Source organism: Rhizobium sp. B230/85 (assembly GCF_019355735.1).
Taxonomy (GTDB): Bacteria; Pseudomonadota; Alphaproteobacteria; order Rhizobiales; family Rhizobiaceae; genus Rhizobium; species Rhizobium rhododendri.
Genome location: NZ_CP072156.1, coordinates 843,169 through 862,549 on the forward strand (window position 1 = coordinate 843,169; position 19,381 = coordinate 862,549).

18 protein-coding genes are annotated in these 19,381 nt (G+C 60.2%); 9 read left to right on the forward strand and 9 right to left on the reverse strand.

Annotated features, from left to right (window positions below):
• Positions 1-91: 91 nt before the first annotated feature.
• Together J5289_RS03955 and J5289_RS03960 are read right to left on the reverse strand one after the other, a co-directional pair.
• A complete protein-coding gene (locus J5289_RS03955) occupies positions 92-1,432 on the reverse strand; it encodes an adenylate/guanylate cyclase domain-containing protein (RefSeq protein WP_209182589.1) in 1,341 nt (446 codons plus the stop codon).
• 139 nt (positions 1,433-1,571) lie between these two features.
• A complete protein-coding gene (locus J5289_RS03960) occupies positions 1,572-2,780 on the reverse strand; it encodes a DUF3095 domain-containing protein (protein ID WP_209182590.1) in 1,209 nt (402 codons plus the stop codon).
• Positions 2,781-2,936: 156 nt separating this feature from the next.
• Here J5289_RS03960 and J5289_RS03965 point away from each other — a divergent pair, with 156 nt between their 5' ends.
• Positions 2,937-3,416 (forward strand): class I SAM-dependent methyltransferase, encoded by a 480-nt coding sequence (locus J5289_RS03965; RefSeq protein WP_209182591.1) that lies wholly within the window; start codon positions 2,937-2,939, stop codon positions 3,414-3,416.
• Between the two features lie 3 nt (positions 3,417-3,419).
• On the opposite strand, the gene J5289_RS03970 is transcribed toward J5289_RS03965, so the two are convergent.
• On the reverse strand, positions 3,420-4,295 hold the full coding sequence (locus J5289_RS03970; RefSeq protein ID WP_209182592.1) for an FkbM family methyltransferase: 876 nt from the start codon (positions 4,293-4,295) through the stop codon (positions 3,420-3,422).
• Positions 4,296-4,323: 28 nt separating this feature from the next.
• Complete coding sequence (locus J5289_RS03975; protein ID WP_209182842.1) at positions 4,324-6,048, reverse strand: adenylate/guanylate cyclase domain-containing protein; 1,725 nt, start codon at positions 6,046-6,048, stop codon at positions 4,324-4,326.
• 231 nt (positions 6,049-6,279) lie between these two features.
• Between J5289_RS03975 and J5289_RS03980 the strand changes: the two genes are divergently transcribed.
• Together J5289_RS03980 and J5289_RS03985 are read left to right on the forward strand one after the other, a co-directional pair.
• Complete coding sequence (locus J5289_RS03980; protein WP_209182593.1) at positions 6,280-7,374, forward strand: glycosyltransferase family 4 protein; 1,095 nt, start codon at positions 6,280-6,282, stop codon at positions 7,372-7,374.
• On the forward strand, positions 7,364-8,110 hold the full coding sequence (locus J5289_RS03985) for a polysaccharide deacetylase family protein (RefSeq protein WP_209182594.1): 747 nt from the start codon (positions 7,364-7,366) through the stop codon (positions 8,108-8,110). The genes J5289_RS03980 and J5289_RS03985 overlap by 11 nt, the downstream gene beginning before the upstream one ends.
• Here J5289_RS03985 and J5289_RS03990 read toward each other — a convergent pair.
• The gene (locus tag J5289_RS03990) at positions 8,107-8,937 is read right to left on the reverse strand and encodes an MBL fold metallo-hydrolase (protein WP_209182595.1); all 831 of its coding nucleotides are present in this window, start codon (positions 8,935-8,937) and stop codon (positions 8,107-8,109) included. The genes J5289_RS03985 and J5289_RS03990 overlap by 4 nt on opposite strands.
• Positions 8,938-9,292: 355 nt before the next feature.
• Here J5289_RS03990 and glgX point away from each other — a divergent pair, with 355 nt between their 5' ends.
• The 4 genes from glgX (at position 9,293) to J5289_RS04010 (ending at position 13,663) form a co-directional block, all read left to right on the forward strand.
• Positions 9,293-11,458, forward strand: a complete 2,166-nt coding sequence (gene glgX / locus J5289_RS03995; RefSeq protein WP_209182596.1) for a glycogen debranching protein GlgX — start codon at positions 9,293-9,295, stop codon at positions 11,456-11,458.
• A gap of 12 nt (positions 11,459-11,470) precedes the next feature.
• Complete coding sequence (locus J5289_RS04000; protein WP_142823808.1) at positions 11,471-12,505, forward strand: DNA topoisomerase IB; 1,035 nt, start codon at positions 11,471-11,473, stop codon at positions 12,503-12,505.
• A gap of 70 nt (positions 12,506-12,575) precedes the next feature.
• Positions 12,576-12,827: a hypothetical protein gene (locus J5289_RS04005; protein ID WP_142823809.1), complete on the forward strand. Its 252-nt coding sequence runs from the start codon at positions 12,576-12,578 to the stop codon at positions 12,825-12,827.
• Between the two features lie 2 nt (positions 12,828-12,829).
• Positions 12,830-13,663, forward strand: coding sequence for a Ku protein (locus J5289_RS04010; protein WP_209182597.1), 834 nt, complete (start codon positions 12,830-12,832; stop codon positions 13,661-13,663).
• 18 nt (positions 13,664-13,681) lie between these two features.
• On the opposite strand, the gene J5289_RS04015 is transcribed toward J5289_RS04010, so the two are convergent.
• From J5289_RS04015 to J5289_RS04025, 3 genes are all read right to left on the reverse strand, one after another.
• The gene (locus J5289_RS04015) at positions 13,682-14,488 is read right to left on the reverse strand and encodes a Ku protein (protein ID WP_209182598.1); all 807 of its coding nucleotides are present in this window, start codon (positions 14,486-14,488) and stop codon (positions 13,682-13,684) included.
• Positions 14,489-14,512: 24 nt separating this feature from the next.
• Complete coding sequence (locus tag J5289_RS04020) at positions 14,513-15,247, reverse strand: glutathione S-transferase (RefSeq protein ID WP_209182599.1); 735 nt, start codon at positions 15,245-15,247, stop codon at positions 14,513-14,515.
• A 106-nt stretch (positions 15,248-15,353) separates the two neighbouring features.
• The gene (locus tag J5289_RS04025; RefSeq protein ID WP_209182600.1) at positions 15,354-15,620 is read right to left on the reverse strand and encodes a DUF2934 domain-containing protein; all 267 of its coding nucleotides are present in this window, start codon (positions 15,618-15,620) and stop codon (positions 15,354-15,356) included.
• A gap of 322 nt (positions 15,621-15,942) precedes the next feature.
• On the opposite strand from J5289_RS04025, the gene J5289_RS04030 reads away from it, so the two are divergent.
• A complete protein-coding gene (locus tag J5289_RS04030) occupies positions 15,943-17,406 on the forward strand; it encodes a phosphatidylserine/phosphatidylglycerophosphate/cardiolipin synthase family protein (protein WP_209182601.1) in 1,464 nt (487 codons plus the stop codon).
• A 91-nt stretch (positions 17,407-17,497) separates the two neighbouring features.
• A complete protein-coding gene (locus J5289_RS04035) occupies positions 17,498-18,325 on the forward strand; it encodes an endonuclease/exonuclease/phosphatase family protein (protein WP_209182602.1) in 828 nt (275 codons plus the stop codon).
• A 9-nt stretch (positions 18,326-18,334) separates the two neighbouring features.
• Here the strand turns inward: J5289_RS04035 and J5289_RS04040 are convergent, their stop codons facing one another.
• Entirely contained in the window at positions 18,335-19,381 is a 1,047-nt protein-coding gene (locus J5289_RS04040) for a sulfate/molybdate ABC transporter ATP-binding protein (RefSeq protein ID WP_209182603.1), read from the reverse strand.

Consider the following 19,381-nt stretch of genomic DNA (forward strand, 5'->3'; position numbering starts at 1 on the left):
GTGTCCAGTTCGCCGGTTCCAGTCTCCCGACAGAAATCTGCTTCGTCTTCAGATACCTATCAGAATGGCGCGAAGGAGCTTATGCTTGGCTCTACTGGACGATTTTTCCGGGTTGCCGCCGGATATCCTGTTTCTTGGCGTCGCGATGCAGAAGAATAACTTGCTCTGCCTCGGATAACCCGTCCGTCGCGGCATCGTAGAAAACATCCTGATCACCCTGCGATGTAACGACCGGCTTCGGGTGAAGTACAGTCAGTTTCTGGCGTACGCCGCGAAGCTTTTCTTCGCCGAGCGTTACCCAATCGCCGCCGCTATAGCCAACGAATGCCTTGCTGGCGACCACTTCGCGGGAATACTTCTTGGTCAGCGATTGCAGTCGTTGCACTTCGTTGACGGCGGAGCCGAAGGCGGAGAACGTCAGCCGGTCCCTGAGGCCGACGTTGCCGAACATAACATTGCCGACATGCAAGCCGATGCCATAGCTGATCGGGTTTAGCTTCCTGGACAGGCGATCCTCGTTCAGTTGCGCGACACGCATCTGCGCCTGCGCTACCGCGGCAAGCGCTGCCCGGCAGGCAACCTTCGACGGGTCCCTGTGCCTGTCGCAGGGATACACCGCCAGAAATCCGTCCCCGAGAAAACTCATGATTTCGCCACCGTTCCGGTTGAACGGCGCGGCTATCGCGTCGAAGAACGCGTTTAGCGTGTCGATATACGCCTGGCGCCCCTCTTTCTCGGCAAATACCGTCGATTGACGCATGTCTCCCATCACCAAGGCGGCGCGGATAGTCTCGCCGTCGCCGCGCCGGATCTGGCCGTTCAGCACGCGTCTGCCCGCATCGCCTCCGAGATAGGTGGTCAGCATATTGTTGGCGAGCTTGCCGAGCACCGCCATCTTGGCTGCCAGCGCCAGATGGTTCTGCATCCGCAGCAGGGCGCCGATCATCTCTTCGCTGAAGCCGCTTGCGCCATCTGTCGCCCACGAACCCATCATGCCTTGCGCCGAGCCGTCACCGAAGGTCTGCACGAAGGCAATGTAGTCGGTAACTTTCTCCTTGCGAAGTTCCTCGAAGATCGGGAAGTCAAGCGGCCCGTCGCCGTCGATGCGGCGGCGCATATAGTCGAGATTGCTGGTCAGCAGATGGTAGTAGGGGCTTTGCAGGAACCGCTCCGGCTTCTCGCCGGAATGGCGATAGCCTTCGATCGTCAGCCCGCTGGCGCGACGCCAGGTGAAGCCCAGCGCATCATAAAGCGGATGCAGCATCGAAAACGTCAGATGCACACGGGCAATCGGTAGGCCGGATGCGGAAATCCGGTCGCAGAAACCGCGCACGACGTTCTCGAGGTTTTCACCTGTCAGCGCCGCCTGCGTCAGCCACTCCGCCACCTTGTCGAGAAAAATGTCGGAGACGCTGGGAAAGGAGTTCGTCATGCAAGCGGTTCTCTGGAGTGGCGTCGGTTGCCGGGTGCAAGGGGCAACTGTTACGGAGGCAGATAAGAACATTTCAGGTTGAGGCAATGGGCACGGCAAAGCCTGTCGCGTAAAACACTATTCCTCCTGACGAACAGTGTCAGACCGGGCCCGATGCATTAGTCGGCCAGCTTCCGGCGGGCATGTCGGCACCAGACTGCGGCTTGGCACGAAGATCCGCGGCAGCCATGGCGTAGCCGCCATTGGCGCCATCGATGAAATGCATGTGGTCGCGCGACAGGGGTGTCGGCACGAAGCAGGTCATCAGCGCCGAGGCCTGCCGGTGCAATCCGTAGCGGCATATGCCTTTTGCTTCCGCTTCCTTCAAGATTTTCTCCAGTCGCGCCAAGCGGTCGGCATCGAGGTCGATCGTCATTTTCAGGCCGTCGTCGAATTTCCGGAAGTCGGAATTGGCCGCGACGTCCCGCTTGTAGCGGCGTGCATCGAAGGACCCCAGCGTGAGCCGAAGCTTGTGTAGGGCGATGGTCAGGCCGATCTGTGCGGCGATGGCGAGCTTGCGGCGCAGGATCCGTCCGTCCAAGGCCGTCGCGCGCGCTTCGTCCGCCACCCCGCCAAGCGCCAGACCCAGTTCGGGGCCGTCGACCGGCACCGGATGGCCGTCGCGACCCTGCTCGGCGGCGATTGCAATGATGCCGGCGACGAGGCTCTGGAACTCCAAACCATGGCCGCGCACATCCGGTACCGCGATGACGGAGACGATTTCGCCGTTGCGCGCCTCGATCGGGTTCCAGCGACAGGAAAGACCGGTCAGGTCCGGACGCATCTGCGTCTGGTCGGCTTCGACACCGTAGTTGCCAGCCTTCATCTGCGCCTCGGCCCAGGTCGTGCCGCCGCCAGCGAACATGGCGTATGAGACAAAATCCGTTGGGCTGAAGCGCGCCACCCGAACGTCCATTCCCTGTGCCCGGATGTCGGCCATCGGCACGAGCGCGCATCGCAGGCTCAGGTGCAGGTCGGCGGCCACGAAGGATTGCACGGAGGCCAGCGCCTGGCGTGTGCGGTCCAGGCCGCCCGACGGAATGGCGATGCACGCTCCGTCTCCGCCGAATACGAAAGGGTAGTCGGCGCGTCCGAGTGCGTTGAGAACGGCGGAGATAACGCTGGCTCCGGCCATGTTGACGGCCTTGTAGCGACCGGCTGCAATCGCTTCCGTCGAGGAGACAATATCGGCAAGAGCCAGATACCAGTCGTCGGGCAGGGGACGATAGTTGCCGTCGTCAGTCACCCCTTCGAAGCGGGTGAAGACCGGCAGGGCACTGAAGAACGCATCATGTGTCAAATCGTCCATAATCCATCCCTAGCATATCCCTTTATGTTGAACGAGTGCAGTGACGGATGAGTTGCACGCGACGCGACAGACCGAAAACGTTGTTGTCCTGTCGACGGGGCCGTCCTGACCTGCTAGGCGGACACACTCAATTGCCAACCCTGGAAACTCCCGACCATGAGCCGCCTCGACAGTTTCATTCGACGCCTGAGCGCCCAGCGCGACATACTCGATCATCTGACCAGAGATATCGCCGCTCTCGAGGGCCCGATCCTCGAATTGGGACTGGGCAACGGTCGCACCTTCGATCATCTGAGGGAGCGTTTTCCCGGCCGTCGGATCATTGCCTTCGACCGCGCCGCCAATGCCTCCGCCCATTCAATGCCGGCGCCGGAAGATCTGGTCCTTGGCGAAATCCAGCAGACGGCCCAGGCATTTCTCGGTGTGGATGCGGCACTCGCCCACGCCGATATCGGCACCGGCTACCCTGACAAGGACGAGATCACGCTGCGCTGGCTGCCCCAGTTGATGGCCGGTGTGCTGAGATCGGGTGGCGTGGCAGTCAGCGGCCTGCCGGTTGTCCACGCCGACCTGCAGCCGCTTCCGCTGCCGGATGGCATCCACGAGGATCGCTATTTTATCTATCGCCGCAGATAAGACTCAGCCGTAAAAGAGCACGTCGAACTGGTCGCCGGTAACCGGCAATTCGTCGACCTGCATGTCGATCTGACGATCTTCGCTGAACATGATGCAGGTCTGGTAGAAGCCTGCCAGCTGCCGCTTGAAGTCGGCAGCCTGCTCGCGCCCATAGAATGCCGGCGTGAACTCCATGTAAAGCGGCACGCGACGAGCCATCAGGGCGTGCATCGAGCGACAGGCCACCGGCTCGTAGCCTTCTATGTCCATCCAGATCAGCCCGACCTGACCGACCGCCACGCCGGCCTCTTCGAGAATCTGCGCCACCGGCCTGACCGGAACGGAGATCTTCAGGGATCCGCCGGCCTTGCTGATTGCGCTGCTTTTGCCATGGTTACTGTGATGCTGGAAGAATTCGAGGTTGCCCGTGCGGTCGCCCGCAGCACAATTGACCAGCGTGACGCGGTCTTCGAGCTGGTTTTGCTGGATATTGCAGCTGAGCAGCCTGACATTGCGCGGATCTGGCTCGACCGTGACGATCCGGCGATAGGCCTGGCTCAGGGCAAAGTAGATGGTCTGCGTGCCGATATTTCCGCCGAGTTCGAGCAGCACGTCACCGCGGCGCTGCAATCCGCGCTCACGCAATACAGCCAGCAGGCGGTCTACATGGTCGCGCTCGAAATGCCCCTTCCGGAACACCTTGCGGCCGATATAGTCCGATGGCGAAACGCTCATGATGTGATCGCCGCAGTCGACCGTCAGCGTCAAAACCCGCGACCCTATCCCGCCGATCAGCAGTTTGCGGCCGAACGGCATGTCGAACAGGCGCGTCGCCAGACGGTCGCGTAGCTTGCGCAGGCGTCGCTTGTAGTTTTTGCGTATCCAAAGGAGAGGGCTCATCATCGCCTTCCCTACACCGGCCGCCGGCTCATGCAAAGCGGCGGCACTCGTTCTTCGGCACGATATAGACCTGCAGAGGCTGCGCACGACCGCGCACGGCGATCTCACGGCTTTCGATGCCTGCAGTGTCGACGCCGGAGAGCAGCGCGACCGGCTCCGAGAATACAAGCGCGGTCTCGAACTCCTTGGCAGCGCTCTCGAGCCTGCTCGCGACGTTGACCGTATCGCCGATTGCCGTCAGAGATTTCACGTTGCCATAGCCCATCGATCCGACAACGGCCCGCCCGGTGTGGATGCCGATGGCGATCTGAAGGGGCGCCGAGAGTTCATCCGCCAGTTCCGCCGCCAGCTTGTCGAGCTCGACCACGATCGCAGCCGCAGCCTTCAGCGCCTGCCGGCAGGCAATCTCCGGCGTGGTGCCAAGGCCGAACAGCGCCATCACTCCATCGCCGATGAATTTGTCGATACGGCCGCCTTGCTCCTCGATGACGCGTCCGACAATGGAGAAATAGCGGTTGAGCAGAAACACGATATCGAACGGCAGGCGCGATTCGGTGAGCGTTGTGAAATGGCGGATATCGCAGAACAAAACGACGATCTCACGCTCCCGACCCGGGCTTGCCGCCTGGCTGAAAGTGGGAATGGCCGTCTCGGCGAGAGGCACGAGCATCGGCACGACGGTGACGTTATGGGGCGGCCGCAGCTGGCAGGCGAGCCTGACTTCAGGTGCCGCACCAATCCTGGTCAGGGTTTTCTGCTCAAGGGAATCAGGTGGCGGCAGGTTCTTGCCACCTTCGATCACCTGGACGCGGCAGGTCGAACATTGGCCCTTGCCCCCACAGATCGAATAATGCGGAATGCCCCCGAGGCGGCTGGCTTCGAGCACTGTAAAGCCACGCGGAACCTCGATGGTTTCGCCGCCGGGATAGCGAATGGTAATCTGGTGCGCCCGCTCGCTCCACCGACGTCTGGCCCGTAGCAGGAACAGTCCAACTATCGAGACAGCGAGGATTCCGTAGAGCGCCAAGCGGTATGGGGCAAGCGCCTCCGACACGCCGCGGGGTGCAGAGCCTGCGACGCTCGCAGCCTCCCGGGCTCCGTAGTAGCCGCCGGGATAGCCGTTGGGGACCTCATGGGCGATCTGGTAGGCAATATTGCGGCCCATTGCCGCAAATCCCAGCAAACCCAGCACCGGCAGGAGGATTGCGAACGCCAGCAGGGCAGGTGCAAGGCGGCTGTACCATGGGCGATATCGCAGCCAGAAATGCAGCCCGATGCATCCATGCACCCAGACGACGACCAACGCGATCGCCTGGCGCAAGCCAACATAGGGCGAGTTGACCCATAGGGACCGGACGGTGGAATGGTAGGTGTCGGCAAAGCCGTAGAGGCTGTAGACGACCCGCGTGGCGACGACATGGTCGATCAGGAGCAGCGGCACCAGCAACCCGGTGATAATCTGGAATGCCTCGCCGACAGGCATCCGGAGCGTCCTGCGAAGATACAGCGCCCGGAACACCAGAAGGACATGAATGACGACCGCACCGTAGAAAAGGCCGGTGCCGATCGGATTGCGCCATATCAGCAGGAAGATGAGGCGACCTTTTTCCGCTGCATGAACTGAAATCAGCCCGAGCGCATGGTTGCTGATATGCATCAGCACAAACAGGAACACGACCAGACCCGAGCCCAGTCTGGCTCTCCGGATGGATCGGTCGGAAAGCAGGGTATGTCGCGCCGCTATGGTTTCAATCCGCCTCTGGATGGCTGTTCACAAATGCGCTCGGATAGGCTAACCAAAACCGGCCATGAATATCGACATGCCACATTTGTCTATGGTTTATCTAGCGAATAACCGGGAAGCTGTCGAGGATCACCCCGCAATACAAGGTCGCATCATCCTGTCGTTCACGAAGGCTTTATGGGTTTTCCACGCCGTTCGACGGCAACGCGACAGGGGAGACGTCAACAAACTGGCGATGCCATGAAAATTGCCTTCTATGCGCCGCTAAAATCGCCCCACCATGCCGTCCCCTCTGGCGACCGCCTGATGGCGAGGCAGCTGATCGCAGCGCTCGAAATGGCAGGCCATAGCGTCGAGGTCGTGTCTGAACTACGCAGCTTCACGGCAACGCCGGATCCGGATTTGCGCGCGCAAATGACGACAATGGCAGGCGAGGAGATCGCGCGCCTGCTGGCAATGCCGACGTCTACCAAGCCACAGCTCTGGTTCACCTACCACCCTTATTACAAGACGCCGGACCAGATCGGCCCTGCTGTCGCAAGTGTGTTTGGTATTCCCTATGTTACCGCCGAAGCCTCATACTCCGGGCGTCGCGATCAGCAGGGCTGGCACGAAAACCAGCGTCTGGTGGCTGACGCCGTCCGACAGGCTGCCGTCAATTTTTGCTTCACCAAGCGCGATCGGTGCGGCCTGATGAAAGCCATCCCCGAGGGTGTCTATGCTCACCTTCCCCCGTTCATCGACCCGGCGCAGTTTGCGTCGCCTGCCGCAGAGGCGCCGCACCGGCTGATAACTGTCGCGATGATGCGCGATGGCGACAAGCTCGACAGCTACGCGATGCTGGCGCGCGCGCTCGATCTGATCCGCGAGAAGGACTGGACGCTGACGATCATTGGCGATGGCCCCAAACGTCCGGACGTCGAGGCAATGTTCGCACCGTTCGGAGACCAGCGCATCGATTGGCTCGGCCAGAAAAATGCTGATGAACTCGCCATCGAGCTTTCGCGCGGCGGCATCTATGTCTGGCCGGGGTGCGGCGAGGCCTACGGTCTCGCCTATCTCGAAGCCCAGGCAGCGGGCCTTCCCGTCGTTGCCCAGGCAACAGCCGGCGTTCCGGAAGTCGTCGTGAACGGCAAAACGGGCATCCTGACGCCGGATGGCAATTTAGAGGCATTTGCGGCAGCGATTGCCGAGCTTCTCGACGATCCCCAGCGCAGTGGGGAGATGGGGGCCGCTGCGCGTCAATTCATTTTTGCCGAACGGTCGCTGGAGGCCGCATCGAGCCGGCTGGACGCGCTCTTGCACCAGCATCTGGGAGAACGACATGCGCGATGAGCCGCACTGGAAAAAATTGGGTGACATGCTCGAGAGGCTGTCCGATACAAATCGCGGTGTTCGGCTGTGGCTGCGCGATGACGATGCTATCGAACCGACGCCGGCCCTCGAGCGCCTGCTGGACATGACAAGGCATGCCTCGGTGCCGCTAAGCCTTGCCGTCATTCCCGCCTTCACCGGCCAGCCGCTGGCAGACAGGTTGGAGGGCGAGCCCCACGCCGCCGTGACCGTTCACGGCTGGAGCCACGAAAACCATGCCGGCAGCGGTGGCAAGAAGTGCGAACTCGGTTTGGATCGCCCGGCCGACGTCGTGCTTGGAGAACTCGGTGACGGTCTGGCCAAACTCCGAGCGCTCTATGCCGCCCGGCTCGATCCAGTGCTCGTCCCGCCATGGAACCGCATCGACAAGACACTGCTGCCCGAACTGAAGCCTCTCGGCTTTCGCGCCGCATCCGTCTATGGCAAGGCAGACATCGCCAGCCCTATCGAATTGATCAATACCCATGTCGACATCATGGATTGGTCAGCAGGCCGTTGCCGCCCTCACGCGGACCTCGTGGATCTGCTGGTCGCCGAACTCGCACGTCGCATGGACGGCAGCGATGAGCCGATCGGAATTCTGACCCATCATCTCGTGCACGACGAAGCCTGTTGGGATTTCATGGAAAAGCTGTTCGAAGTGACGGCTACCAGCGACGCCGCGCGCTGGCATTCGCTGCGCGATCTATTGGGTTAAACAGCCACCGTCTGGCCATCGAAAGCGGCAAATGCGCCGGGCAGACGTTCGCGAGCTTTTGCCTGCATGGCGTCCAGTTCATCGTCCGTGCGCGATGGAGCGTGATGAAAGAGGGCCATGCGCTCGACACCGGCCATCTTTGCGAGCTTGACGCCTTCTTCCCAGGTCGAATGGCCGAACCCGCGATATTTCGTCATTTCCGGTTCTGTATAGGTCGTGTCGTAGACCACCAGATCGGCCCCCTGCATCAGGGCCAGAGCCGCTTCGTTGATCTGGTCGTCGCGGTGCTCGGTGTCATAGACAAGGGCGATGATCCGGCCGGCCCATTCGATGCGGTAGCCGACGGCCCCGCCTGGATGATTGAGCAGCGCGGTGTGGATGACGATCCCCGCATGGGGCTCGATCACGTCGCCGGGTTTGAAATCGCGAAAGCCGAGTGTCGCCCGGCAGATATCAGGCTCGACTGGAAACCATGGCGGCCGCATGAACTGGTCGATCATGCCTCTCGTGGTCGTCTTGCCGGCGAGATGTCCCGACCACAGGTTGACGGTGACGTTTGGATTGTAGATGGGCTCGAAGAAGGGCAGGCCTATGATGTGGTCGTAGTGGGAATGGGTGAAAAACAGGTCGATGTCCGTGACTCCGCCCTGTCGCAGCGCAGCCGACGCTTCGCGCACGCCTGTGCCAGCGTCGAACAGCAGGTGCCTGTCGCCAAATTTGATTTCGATGCAGGACGTGTTGCCGCCGTAACGCTCGAATTCCGGGCCGGAAACCGGGATACTTCCCCGGACGCCCCAGAATTTGAGTTCAAGCAGATCGCTTTTCATGCTCGTTTTTATACCAATTCCCCATTGCCGACAACGTAACCACACTTTTTCCTCCGTGCGAAGCCAGCAATTTCCATAAAAGTTTCCATCAGGCGAAAACCAAATCACCGAAAACCCGGCCCCGACCTTCGGCGCGCGCGCGTAAGGTCGGCTTTGTGCGTTTTCGCGGGAACCTAAGCATCTTCTTAACGTTTAAATTGTCGGCATCGTAATGCCTGCCGATCCAGAAATTTTGCAAACGGTGCATCATCTCCTTGTCGATATTCCTTCGCATAATGCCAGCAGGCCTGTGCTCGACAAAGCGATGGGCGCGTTCGCCTGAACTGACAACCAACCCAAGAACGGACATATCCTTATGAGTTTTTCATTCTCGGAACTGGACTTCATGAAGCCGGAACTCGGCGCCGAATACACCGGCGCCGGAACGCATTTTGCGGTGTTTTCGGCCAATGCCGAGAAGATTGAACTTTGCCTCTACACGGATGACGGCAAGACAGAAACAGCCCGCATGGCGCTGCCAAAGCGGGAAGGCGATATTTGGTCGGGTTATATCGCCGGCCTCGGTCCCGGCACAGTCTACGGCTACCGCGCGCACGGGCCCTACGATCCAGCCAACGGCCACCGCTTCAACCCCAACAAGCTGCTTCTCGACCCATACGCCAAGCAGATCATTGGCGACATCAAGTGGGATGACGCACTTTACGGATATACGATTGGCGCTGAGGATGGCGATCTCTCGTTCGACGAGCGTGACAGCGGTCCGTTCATGGTCAAGGGCGTTGTCCAGGATTCCGATTTCGACTGGGATGGAGACAAGGCAATCCGGCGCCCCTGGACGGAAACCGTTATCTACGAAGCCCATGTCCGCGGCATGACGATGACCCACCCGGACGTTCCGGACGCCCTGCGCGGCACCTTTCTCGGCATGTGCAGCGATCCGATTATCGAGCACCTGACCAAGCTCGGTATTTCTGCCATCGAGCTCTTGCCGATCCAGTCCTTCGTCGATGACCGCTACCTCGAGGAAAAGAACCTGCGCAACTACTGGGGCTACCAGACCCTTGGCTTCTTCGCGCCGATGAACCGCTTCATGTCGAGCAACAAGATCACCGAAATCAAGACGATGGTGCGCAAGTTCCACGCCGCCGGCATCGAAGTGATCATGGACGTCGTCTATAATCACACGGCCGAAGGTTCCGAACGCGGACCGACAATGAGCTTCAGGGGGCTGGACAACCAAAGCTATTACCGCCTGTCGCCGGACGACCAGCGCCACACCTTCGATACAACCGGCACAGGCAACACCCTGAACGTGTCGCATCCGATGGTGCTGCGCATGGTGCTCGACAGCCTTCGCTACTGGGTTGGCGTCATGCACATCGACGGTTTCCGCTTCGATCTGGCGAGCACGCTCGGCCGCGAGGAAATGGATTTCGACCGCCAGGGCGGCTTCTTCGACGCCATTCGCCAGGACCCGATCCTGGCCGGCGTCAAGCTGATTGCCGAGCCGTGGGACATCGGCGAGGGCGGTTATCAGGTTGGCGGCTTCCCCTATCCCTTCCGCGAATGGAACGACAAGTTCCGTGACACCGTCCGGACCTACTGGACAGGCGAGGGCGGTCAGATTTCAAAGCTTGCGACGCGTCTCGCCGGCTCGGCAAGGCAGTTCAACCACTCCGACCGTGGCGCCACCACGTCTATCAACCTGCTGAGCGCCCATGACGGCTTCACATTGATGGACACCGTGTCGTTCAACGAGAAGCACAATGAGGCCAACGGCGAAAACAACAATGACGGCCATTCCGACAATCACTCGGACAACATGGGCGTGGAGGGCGCGACAGACGATCCCGAGATCAACGCTGCCCGCGCCCGTCGCCGTCGCAACATGATCATGACGCTGATGCTGAGCCAGGGCGTGCCGATGATTGTCGGTGGCGATGAAGTCGGCAATAGCCAGGGCGGCAACAACAACGCCTATTGCCAGGACAATGAGATCGGCTGGACTGACTGGAGCGGCCTGAAAGATCCCTTTCTCGAATTCTGCCAGAAGGCCGTCGCCTTCAGGAAGGCTCACCCCGTCCTCCGCCAGGAGCGCTTTCTGACCGGTGACACCTCGGAAGACGGTCGCGCTGAGATCGCCTGGTTCAAGCCCGACGGCAACCAGATGGACGACGGCGCCTGGGATGATGGCGAATTGCGCGTCCTGGGTGTCTACATCGGCAAGAGTGTCCACGCTACCGATAGCGAAGTCCTCGACGACCTGTTCATGGTGTTCAATGCGGGCGGCGACTGTGAATTCCATCTTCCTGAATTGGGGGAAGGTGAAAAATGGTGCCGCGTCGTGGACACTGGAACGGAAGAAACCTTCACAACCCATGAGGTCGAAAACACGGTTGTCGTCTACGCCGCGAGTGTCGCGGTATTCGCACCGAAAGCCGACGAGCCGGATCAGCCGAAGACTGCCGAGCGCAAGCGTTGGTTCCACTTTGGTCGTCAGGCTCAACCCGACAGGAAATAGCAGGCAGCTTCGATGAGCGAAATATCGATCACAGATCTTGGTCTTGTGTATGTGAACGACAGCGAACCTGGTATTCGCCGCCATCGAAGAGGCACAGGCTTTTCCTACAGGCTGCCGGACGGCAGCGTGCTCAACGACGCGGTCCATCGCAAGCGGATCGCGTCGCTCGGTCTTCCGCCCGCCTATGACAATGTCTGGATCTGCCTGCAGGAAAACGGCCACCTGCAGGCAACCGGCATGGATGCGCGCGGACGCAAGCAATATCGCTACCACAAGGAGTGGCAGTCGCACCGGAGCGTGGAGAAATTCCACCAGCTTATCGAGTTCGGTCAGGCGCTGCCGAAAATGCGCCGCGCCGTCCTGCGTCACCTCGATGGTGGCATGGACGACATCCATGGCGTCCTTGCCGCTCTGGCCACGTTGCTCGACGAGGCGCACCTGCGCGTTGGCAATCAGAGCTATGCGCGCGAAAACGGCACCTATGGCGCCACCACCCTGCTGAAACGCCACCTTAAGCTTAACGGTGGGCGTATCGAGCTTCGCTTCATCGCCAAGGGTGGCAAGAGGGTGCAGCGAAGCCTGAAGCATCCGCGTCTGCAAAGGATGCTGGAAGAGATCGCCGATCTGCCCGGTCGCCAGTTGTTTGCTTGGAAAGACGAACACGGGTTGCTGAGACCAATCGATTCGGGCCGCCTCAATCTTTACCTCGGAGAAATCTCCGGCCTTTCAGTCTCGGCAAAGACATTTCGAACCTGGGGCGGCTCGCTCGCCGCCTTCACCTCCGCCCGCAATGCGCTGGAAAAAGGCATGCGGCCGACGGTCAAGGAAATGTCCGAGGCGTCTGCCGAGGTGCTCCACAACACCCCGGCAATTTCACGGTCGAGCTATATACATCCGTCGATCATTGCTCTCGCAGACAAGCAGCATTCTCTCGACGAAGAGGTCTTCGCGCCCCTCGTCGAACCCCTGCGTGGTCTTCGGGCTGACGAAAACCGATTGCTCGATTTTCTGATCAGGCGCAGTGAAGAGAGCAGTCCATCCGCATAGTAGGTCTTGGCTCCAGGAACCATTTGCCCCTGCAGCAGTTGCACCTGAATGATGCGTTGTGGAGGTAGTGATGAAAGACGTCCAAGACAGCAAGGCCTCCAGGCAGCCGGATCCCCGCGACCGTCTGATCGTCGCGCTCTACGCGCAGCTGAAGGCGGAACGTGAAACCCGCGAGGCGCTGGAATGGCTCATCCATAACGGCACCTTGTCGAGCGCGGTTTTGGAGGCGGTCGCTGGCGATGCCGTGCCCGCTGCCAGCAGTGACGAACTGGCTGCTGTCGAAAAGATCGTCGCCTTAGACAACCGTCGTCGCGGACACTGATCATGACAGCACGAGCAAGCTGGAAGGGGCAGTTGACCATCGGCGCACTAAGCTGCTCGGTAGGGCTTTACACTGCAGTATCGTCCTCCGAACGTCTTTCATTCCACATCATCAATCGCAAGACCGGCAATCGCGTCGAGCGCCAGTTCGTAGACAGCGAGACCGGAAAGCCCGTGGAGCGGGACGATCAGGTCAAAGGCTACCTGCTGGACGATGGTGAGTACCTCGTCATGGAGGGCGACGAGCTCGCCTCGATAGTCCCCGAAAGCGATAAGGTCCTGTCGATCGAGAGCTTTATTGGCTGGGACGATATCGACAGGCTGTATTTCGACCGTCCCTACTTCCTCATGCCGGTCAGCGACGATGATCGCGAGGTCCTGGCGCTTGTCATCGAAGCGATGAACCGCGAAAAGGTCGCGGCTCTCGCCCACGCTGTCCTGTTCCGCCGGTACCGGACGTTGCTGGTCCGTCCCTATGAAAAGGGTCTCGTCGCCACAATGCTCAATTTCGACTACGAGGTCCGTTCCGAGGCCGATGCCTTCGAGGATATACCCGAGCTCGAGGTGACAGGGGAAATGCTGGAGCTGGCAAGCCACATCATCGATACCAAGAAGGGCACCTTCGACGCCTCGGCCTTTGACGACCGATACGAAGAGGCATTGGTGGAACTGGTCAAGGCGAAGGTGGAGGGCAAGCCTCTGCCGAAGAAGCCGCCGGTGAAAGAAGAGAAGGTCGTCGATCTCATGCAGGCCTTGCGCGAGAGCGCGGGCATGGCGAAGCCAAAGCCCGGGGCAAAGACAAAGAAAGCGCCAGCGCAGACGAAGAAAGCCGGCTAATCAGTTTTTCGGCGCGCGTTATCGCCCCTTGGTTGTCTGGTTTGCTTCGATGCTCTTCTTCAGCGCATCCATGATGTTGATGACGTTGCCTGATGTCGCGGGAGCTTCTTTGCGAGTAGCTGCCGGCTTCTTGCCGCGTCCCCTCTTCTTGGCCTTGATCAACGCTGCGAGTTTGTCCTGGATAGGGTCCAGCGTCAGCTCGGGAGACCATTCCACCTTGCGCTTGTCGATCAGCGTCTTCATCAGGGCAAGCGCCTCCGCTTGCGGCTTTTCTGCCACCGCAAAGGATTTGTCCGGCTCGCGCACCTCGTCGCCATAGCGCAACGTCCAGAGGATAATGCCGTTGCCATTTGGCTCCAGCAAGACAGCACGCTCGCGCCTGTTCAGCACAAGCCGCGCGATGCCGACCACCGCGCTTGCCTTCATGGCCTCCCGGATAACGCAGAAGGCTTCCAGGCCCACCTTGTCCTCAGGCGCCAGAAAATGTGGAGTGTCGTAGTAGATCCAGTCGATCGAGTTTTTCGGCACGAAGGTGTCGATACTGATGGCACGATTGCTTTCGAGGGCCACCGCCTCGATCTCCTCGTCCTCGAGGAAGATGTAATCGTCGTCGCCGCGCTCGTAACCCTTCACCTGCTGATCGTCCGGCACAGGCTTGCCCGTGCCGGAATCGATGTAGTGGCTTTCCAGCCGGTTTCCACTCTTCCGATTGATGACATTGAACCGGATTTTGGCGTTGTCCGTCGTCGCCGGCGTCAGCGATACCTGGCAGGTCACCAGGGAGAGTTTCAAATAGCCTTTCCAGTATCGGGGCTGTTTTGCCAAAATTTGTCTCCTTGCCTTCCGCGACTACGCGATGTCCTGATCCAGCTCGGGGTAGTGTCGGAATATGCCGTCCTCGTTGAACGGGAGGCGCCTCTCGGATTGCAGGTAACGTGCGATGTTGGGTCTCTGTGCAACAGCATCGCGAAGCGCGATCAGCAAAGGATATCGAGGGGCGTAGCCTTTCATGGCGCGCGGAAACGCATAAGTCAGGCCTTCGACGACCTGGAACAGAGACAGGTCCACATAACTCAGCGATGGCCCCACGCTGTATGTGGGGCCGGAAGTATTCGCCTTCAGGATACGCTCGAAATAGCCGAGGTACTTCGGAATGCGTTCCTGGATGAAAGCTTCCGCCCGCAGCTTTGCCGCGTCTTTCTGGTCTTCGTAATATTGCGATGTGGAGATTGGGTGGTGCGTGTCGTGAACCTCGGACACGAGGTCCGTGATCGTCAGCTGCAAGCCGTTGGCAACAAACCGTTGCTCGTCTCCCGCCGGCGCCAGGCCGAGCTTCGGCCCCAGATAAAGAAGGATATTGGCAACATGCGACACGAAGAGCTCGCCATCCTTCAGGAACGGCGGTGAGAATGGAATCAGGGGGCGCTTTTCACGCTTCATAATCTCCAGCATGGCACCCGTTCCCCGGCCGGGACCGTCGGCGCGGGTCACATCGACGTAGTCAGCGCCAGCTTCTTCCAAGGCGAGGCGGACAAACTCACCGCGGCCCTGCAGTCCGTCCCAGTAATACAACTCATAAGTCATCGAATCTCACCATTGCCATTGGGTCGTTGGGGTCGCCGCTGCAGACCTTCGGACCCGCTGAAAGACTAGTGCTTAACGGATGACCGTGCAGTTTACGGAGGTGGTGCTACGCTTTCGCGCTCACATCCTTCTTGGTCGACCGCTTCGGCGAAATGGCTGGCGGTGGTGTTGACCCATTGGCTTTTGCCGCCTTGGAAGAGGGGGTCTTTGCTTTCGGCTTCACAGCCAGGCCATGTGGCGCCGTCGTTTCCATGACGGCCCGTTCCTTGGTCGCCTGCTCCCAGTGGATTGAGTCTCTCCCTGTTGGATAGCCTTCCTCTTCCCAGAGTGCGTAAGCGCGTTTCATAATCCATTCGTCTCGGGATTCCGTCATCGCTTTTCTCCTTGGCAGCTTGGAAAGTTTAACTTCTTGGGAAATGCAAAGTTCCAGCTCCGCTGACACGTCTGTTCGATATCGGGTCGCAGCGTCGGGACGGCGCTGCCAGAACTGGGGCGATATTGGGACCAGGGAAACCCGCTCGTCGCGAACATCAGGTCGCATCAACATTGCCGCAAAATCAATATGAGCCGGCAATGGCGCTTGTTCAATTCAAAAACGTAATCCCTCGTTTTTTGCAGTGCAAAACCGCCCCTCTACACCCCTCTCCTCTCAACCCTTCGATTGCGCACAATTCCGGCACCGTTATAGTCGCCCGATGTTCAGTCTTATCATTGCCTACTGGCCCCATATCCTTCTCATTTTGTCGGTTGTCATGGGGGCAACTGCGGCTATTCATGCCGCCATGACGAAGGAAGACGTGCGTGCCGCCATCGGATGGGTCGCTCTCATCGTGCTGTCTCCCATCGTCGGTGCGCTTCTATACGCCGTCGCGGGCATCAACCGCATCCGGCGGGCGGCGCTGACGTCCCAGCGAGACATGCTTTTCAGGCAGGAAACGCGCAGTGAACTGGCGATCTTCGAAGCTGACAGCGAGGCGCTGCGGATTGCCTATGGGCAGCGTTTTGGCGCGATGAAGGTGCTGGGAGACCGCGTCACCCGCCATCCCATGACCAGTGGCAATTCCATAAAGATGCTGGAGGGCGGCGATATCGCCTATCCGGCGATGCTGGAGGAAATCAATGCCGCGGAGCGCAGCATCATCCTCGAGACCTACATCTTCGATCGCGATCCCATCGGGCTGAGGGTCGCCGATGCGCTGATTGCTGCCGTCCGGCGCGGGATCACTGTTCGCGTGCTGATCGATGCCGTCGGCGCCCGCTATTCGGTGCCGAGCATCATGGGGCACCTGAAGGAGGGTGGGGTTACCGTCGATGTCTTCAACGGCAATGTCATCATCGGCCTCCGGCTGCCCTATGCCAACCTTAGAACCCACCGAAAGATCCTGATCGTCGACGGCCGTGTTGCGTTGACCGGCGGAATGAACATCCGGAAGGGCTTCACGACAGAGTTTGCCGGTGAGCAGGCCGCCCACGATGCGCATTTCCGCGTCACCGGTCCGGCCGTAGCAGACCTGTTCCACACCGCTTCCGAAGACTGGCGTTTCGCCACCGGGGAAATCCTGCAGGGCGATGAATGGCGGATGGCAGAGCAGCAGAGGGATCCGGATGCACCGATCCTGATGCGTATCGTCTCATCCGGTCCAGACCGTAGCCTTGAGACAAACCACAAGATGCTGATTGGCGCCTTTTCAGTCGCCCGCAGCTCGATCCTGATCATGTCACCCTATTTTCTGCCGGATCGCGAATTGATCAGCGCCCTGATCACAGCGGCGCGACGCGGCGTAACGGTCGATATCGTCGTGCCTGCGGCCAATAATCTGGTGCTCGTCGACCGCGCCATGACGGCGCAGTTCGATCAGATGCTGAAGAACTACTGCCGCATCTGGCGCGCCAAAGGCGCTTTCAATCATTCGAAGCTGCTGTCGATCGACGATGTCTGGGCCTATGTCGGCTCGTCCAACCTAGATCCTCGCTCTATGCGGCTGAACTTCGAGGTCGATATGGAGGTCATCGACCGGGGTTTCGCGAAGAAGATCGGCGATCACATCCGCGAAGTCCTGTCGACTTCGGAGCAGGTCGAGCAGCATGCGCTTCGCAAGAGACCGTTCCTGGTGCGATTGCTGGAAAAGGTGCTCTGGCTCGGATCACCTTTTCTTTAGCGCCAAACGCCATCGAGGGCTGGCAGTCGCGTCGGCCGGCCCTATAGTCGGCAGAAGCGACATCGCGGTCGCCAGCAAGTGGTCGAGTGAAATGCATACCAAGAACCACCAAAGCCTGCGCAGAAGCATTTTGCATTCCATCCGCAACCGGAAGATCCATCGCGCGCACGCCCATGCGGACGACCATGAACGCATGCCCGGCACCGTGATTGCCTCCTACAATGTTCATAAATGCGTCGGCTCGGATCGCCGTTTCGATCCCGATCGCATTCTGCGGGTCATCCAGGAAATCGATGCCGACATCATGGCCTTGCAGGAGGCCGATAGCCGGTTCGGAGAACGCACCGGCCTGCTCGATCTTTCCAGGCTCGAGCGCGAGACAGGGTTGGTCGCCGTGCCGGTCGAAGGGGTCGCGAAGGCTCATGGATGGCATGGTAACGTGGTGCTGTTCAAGCAGGGAACGGTCCGCGATGTCCATCAGATCAAGCTGCCAGGCCTCGAGCCCCGTGGCGCGCTGGTGGCGGAGATCGAGTTGTCCAACGGCAGTGCCTTGCGCATCATCGCCGCCCATTTCGGCCTTCTGCGTCGGTCGCGCGCCCAGCAGGCGCGTGTCCTCGTCGATATCATGACCAGGGACGATGAAACGCCGACCATCCTGCTGGGCGATCTCAACGAGTGGCGCCTGGGTAACCGCTCGTCTCTGCACACGTTTCACGCGGCGTTCGGTCCGCAGCCGGCTGCGGTGCCGAGCTTTCCCGCCAATATGCCGATCCTTGCGCTCGATCGCATGATCGCCAACAAAAGCGGCCTGATCTCGGCAATAGAGGTCCATAACACGCCTCTGGCGCGTATGGCCTCCGACCATCTGCCCATCAAGACAACGCTGGTTACAGAGCCGCTGGTCGCCGCAAGCGTCTGATCGTCGGCTTCAAGCCTTGTCGCGAAACAGTTTCCAGCGTGTCGGCCTGAAGGCGATGCGGCTGCGGTCGAGCTCGCCGACTTTTTCGGGTGGTAATTCGATCTCGACCCGGGGATGACCGGCGCCGATATCGATTTCGATATGACGCGTGCCGGCAACGCGCCGGCTTGCGGTAAGCAGCCCCGCTATGCAACCGCCGCATCCATCGCGCAGTTCGACATCGTGAGGCCGGAAATAGAGATTGGCTGGACCGTTCGGCTCGCCTGCCGCTGTCAGTCCGAGCGGACGATCCTCGAACCAGATCTCGCCGTCGGTAACCTGCACCTTCAGGCAGTTCGACTGGCCGATGAAGCCGAAGACGAAGGGCGAATTCGGGGTGTCGTAGATATCGTCGGGCGTGCCGATCTGCTCGATGGCGCCCTGGCTCATGACGACGACCCGGTCGGCGAGCTCCAGCGCCTCGTCCTGGTCATGGGTGACGAAGACAGTCGTGTGGCCCGTCCGATCGTGAATTTCCCGCAGCCATTTGCGCAGATCCTTGCGAACCTGCGCATCGAGTGCCCCGAAGGGCTCGTCGAGCAGAAGCACGTTGGGCTCGACAGCCATGGCGCGGGCAAGCGCCACGCGCTGCCGCTGGCCGCCTGAAAGCTGCGCCGGATAGCGTTTCTCAAGGCCCGAAAGCTGCACGAGATCGAGCAGTTCGAGCGCCCGCCGACGGATCTCCGATCGCGCCGGGCGGCGGGCCGAAGGGCGGACCTTGAGGCCGAAGGAGATGTTGTCGAGCACCGTCATGTGGCGGAACAGCGCGTAATGCTGGAACACGAAGCCGATATTGCGTTGCTGCACGGTCTTCATCGAGGCGTCTTCGTTGCCGAAATAGATCTCGCCTTCCGTCGGCGTCTCTAGCCCGGCGATCAGCCGCAGCAAGGTCGTCTTGCCGGAGCCGGAGGGGCCCAGCAACGCAATCAACTCGCCGGAGCGGATGTCCAGCGTAACGTCGTGCAGGGCCGGAAAGCGGCCGAAATCCTTGCGGATGTTTTGAACGCGAACTTCCAT

Coding starts and splice junctions, on each gene's coding strand:
- J5289_RS04005 (WP_142823809.1), top strand. CDS start 12,576: ATGAAAGACGTCCAAGACAGCAAGGCCTCCAGGCAGCCGGATCCCCGC.
- J5289_RS03980 (WP_209182593.1), top strand. CDS start 6,280: ATGAAAATTGCCTTCTATGCGCCGCTAAAATCGCCCCACCATGCCGTC.
- glgX (WP_209182596.1), top strand. CDS start 9,293: ATGAGTTTTTCATTCTCGGAACTGGACTTCATGAAGCCGGAACTCGGC.
- J5289_RS03955 (WP_209182589.1), bottom strand. CDS start 1,432: ATGACGAACTCCTTTCCCAGCGTCTCCGACATTTTTCTCGACAAGGTG.
- J5289_RS04020 (WP_209182599.1), bottom strand. CDS start 15,247: ATGACTTATGAGTTGTATTACTGGGACGGACTGCAGGGCCGCGGTGAG.
- J5289_RS03960 (WP_209182590.1), bottom strand. CDS start 2,780: ATGGACGATTTGACACATGATGCGTTCTTCAGTGCCCTGCCGGTCTTC.
- J5289_RS04030 (WP_209182601.1), top strand. CDS start 15,943: ATGTTCAGTCTTATCATTGCCTACTGGCCCCATATCCTTCTCATTTTG.
- J5289_RS04010 (WP_209182597.1), top strand. CDS start 12,830: ATGACAGCACGAGCAAGCTGGAAGGGGCAGTTGACCATCGGCGCACTA.
- J5289_RS04035 (WP_209182602.1), top strand. CDS start 17,498: ATGCATACCAAGAACCACCAAAGCCTGCGCAGAAGCATTTTGCATTCC.
- J5289_RS04040 (WP_209182603.1), bottom strand. CDS start 19,381: ATGGAAGTTCGCGTTCAAAACATCCGCAAGGATTTCGGCCGCTTTCCG.
- J5289_RS03970 (WP_209182592.1), bottom strand. CDS start 4,295: ATGAGCCCTCTCCTTTGGATACGCAAAAACTACAAGCGACGCCTGCGC.
- J5289_RS04000 (WP_142823808.1), top strand. CDS start 11,471: ATGAGCGAAATATCGATCACAGATCTTGGTCTTGTGTATGTGAACGAC.
- J5289_RS03985 (WP_209182594.1), top strand. CDS start 7,364: ATGCGCGATGAGCCGCACTGGAAAAAATTGGGTGACATGCTCGAGAGG.
- J5289_RS03965 (WP_209182591.1), top strand. CDS start 2,937: ATGAGCCGCCTCGACAGTTTCATTCGACGCCTGAGCGCCCAGCGCGAC.
- J5289_RS04025 (WP_209182600.1), bottom strand. CDS start 15,620: ATGACGGAATCCCGAGACGAATGGATTATGAAACGCGCTTACGCACTC.
- J5289_RS03990 (WP_209182595.1), bottom strand. CDS start 8,937: ATGAAAAGCGATCTGCTTGAACTCAAATTCTGGGGCGTCCGGGGAAGT.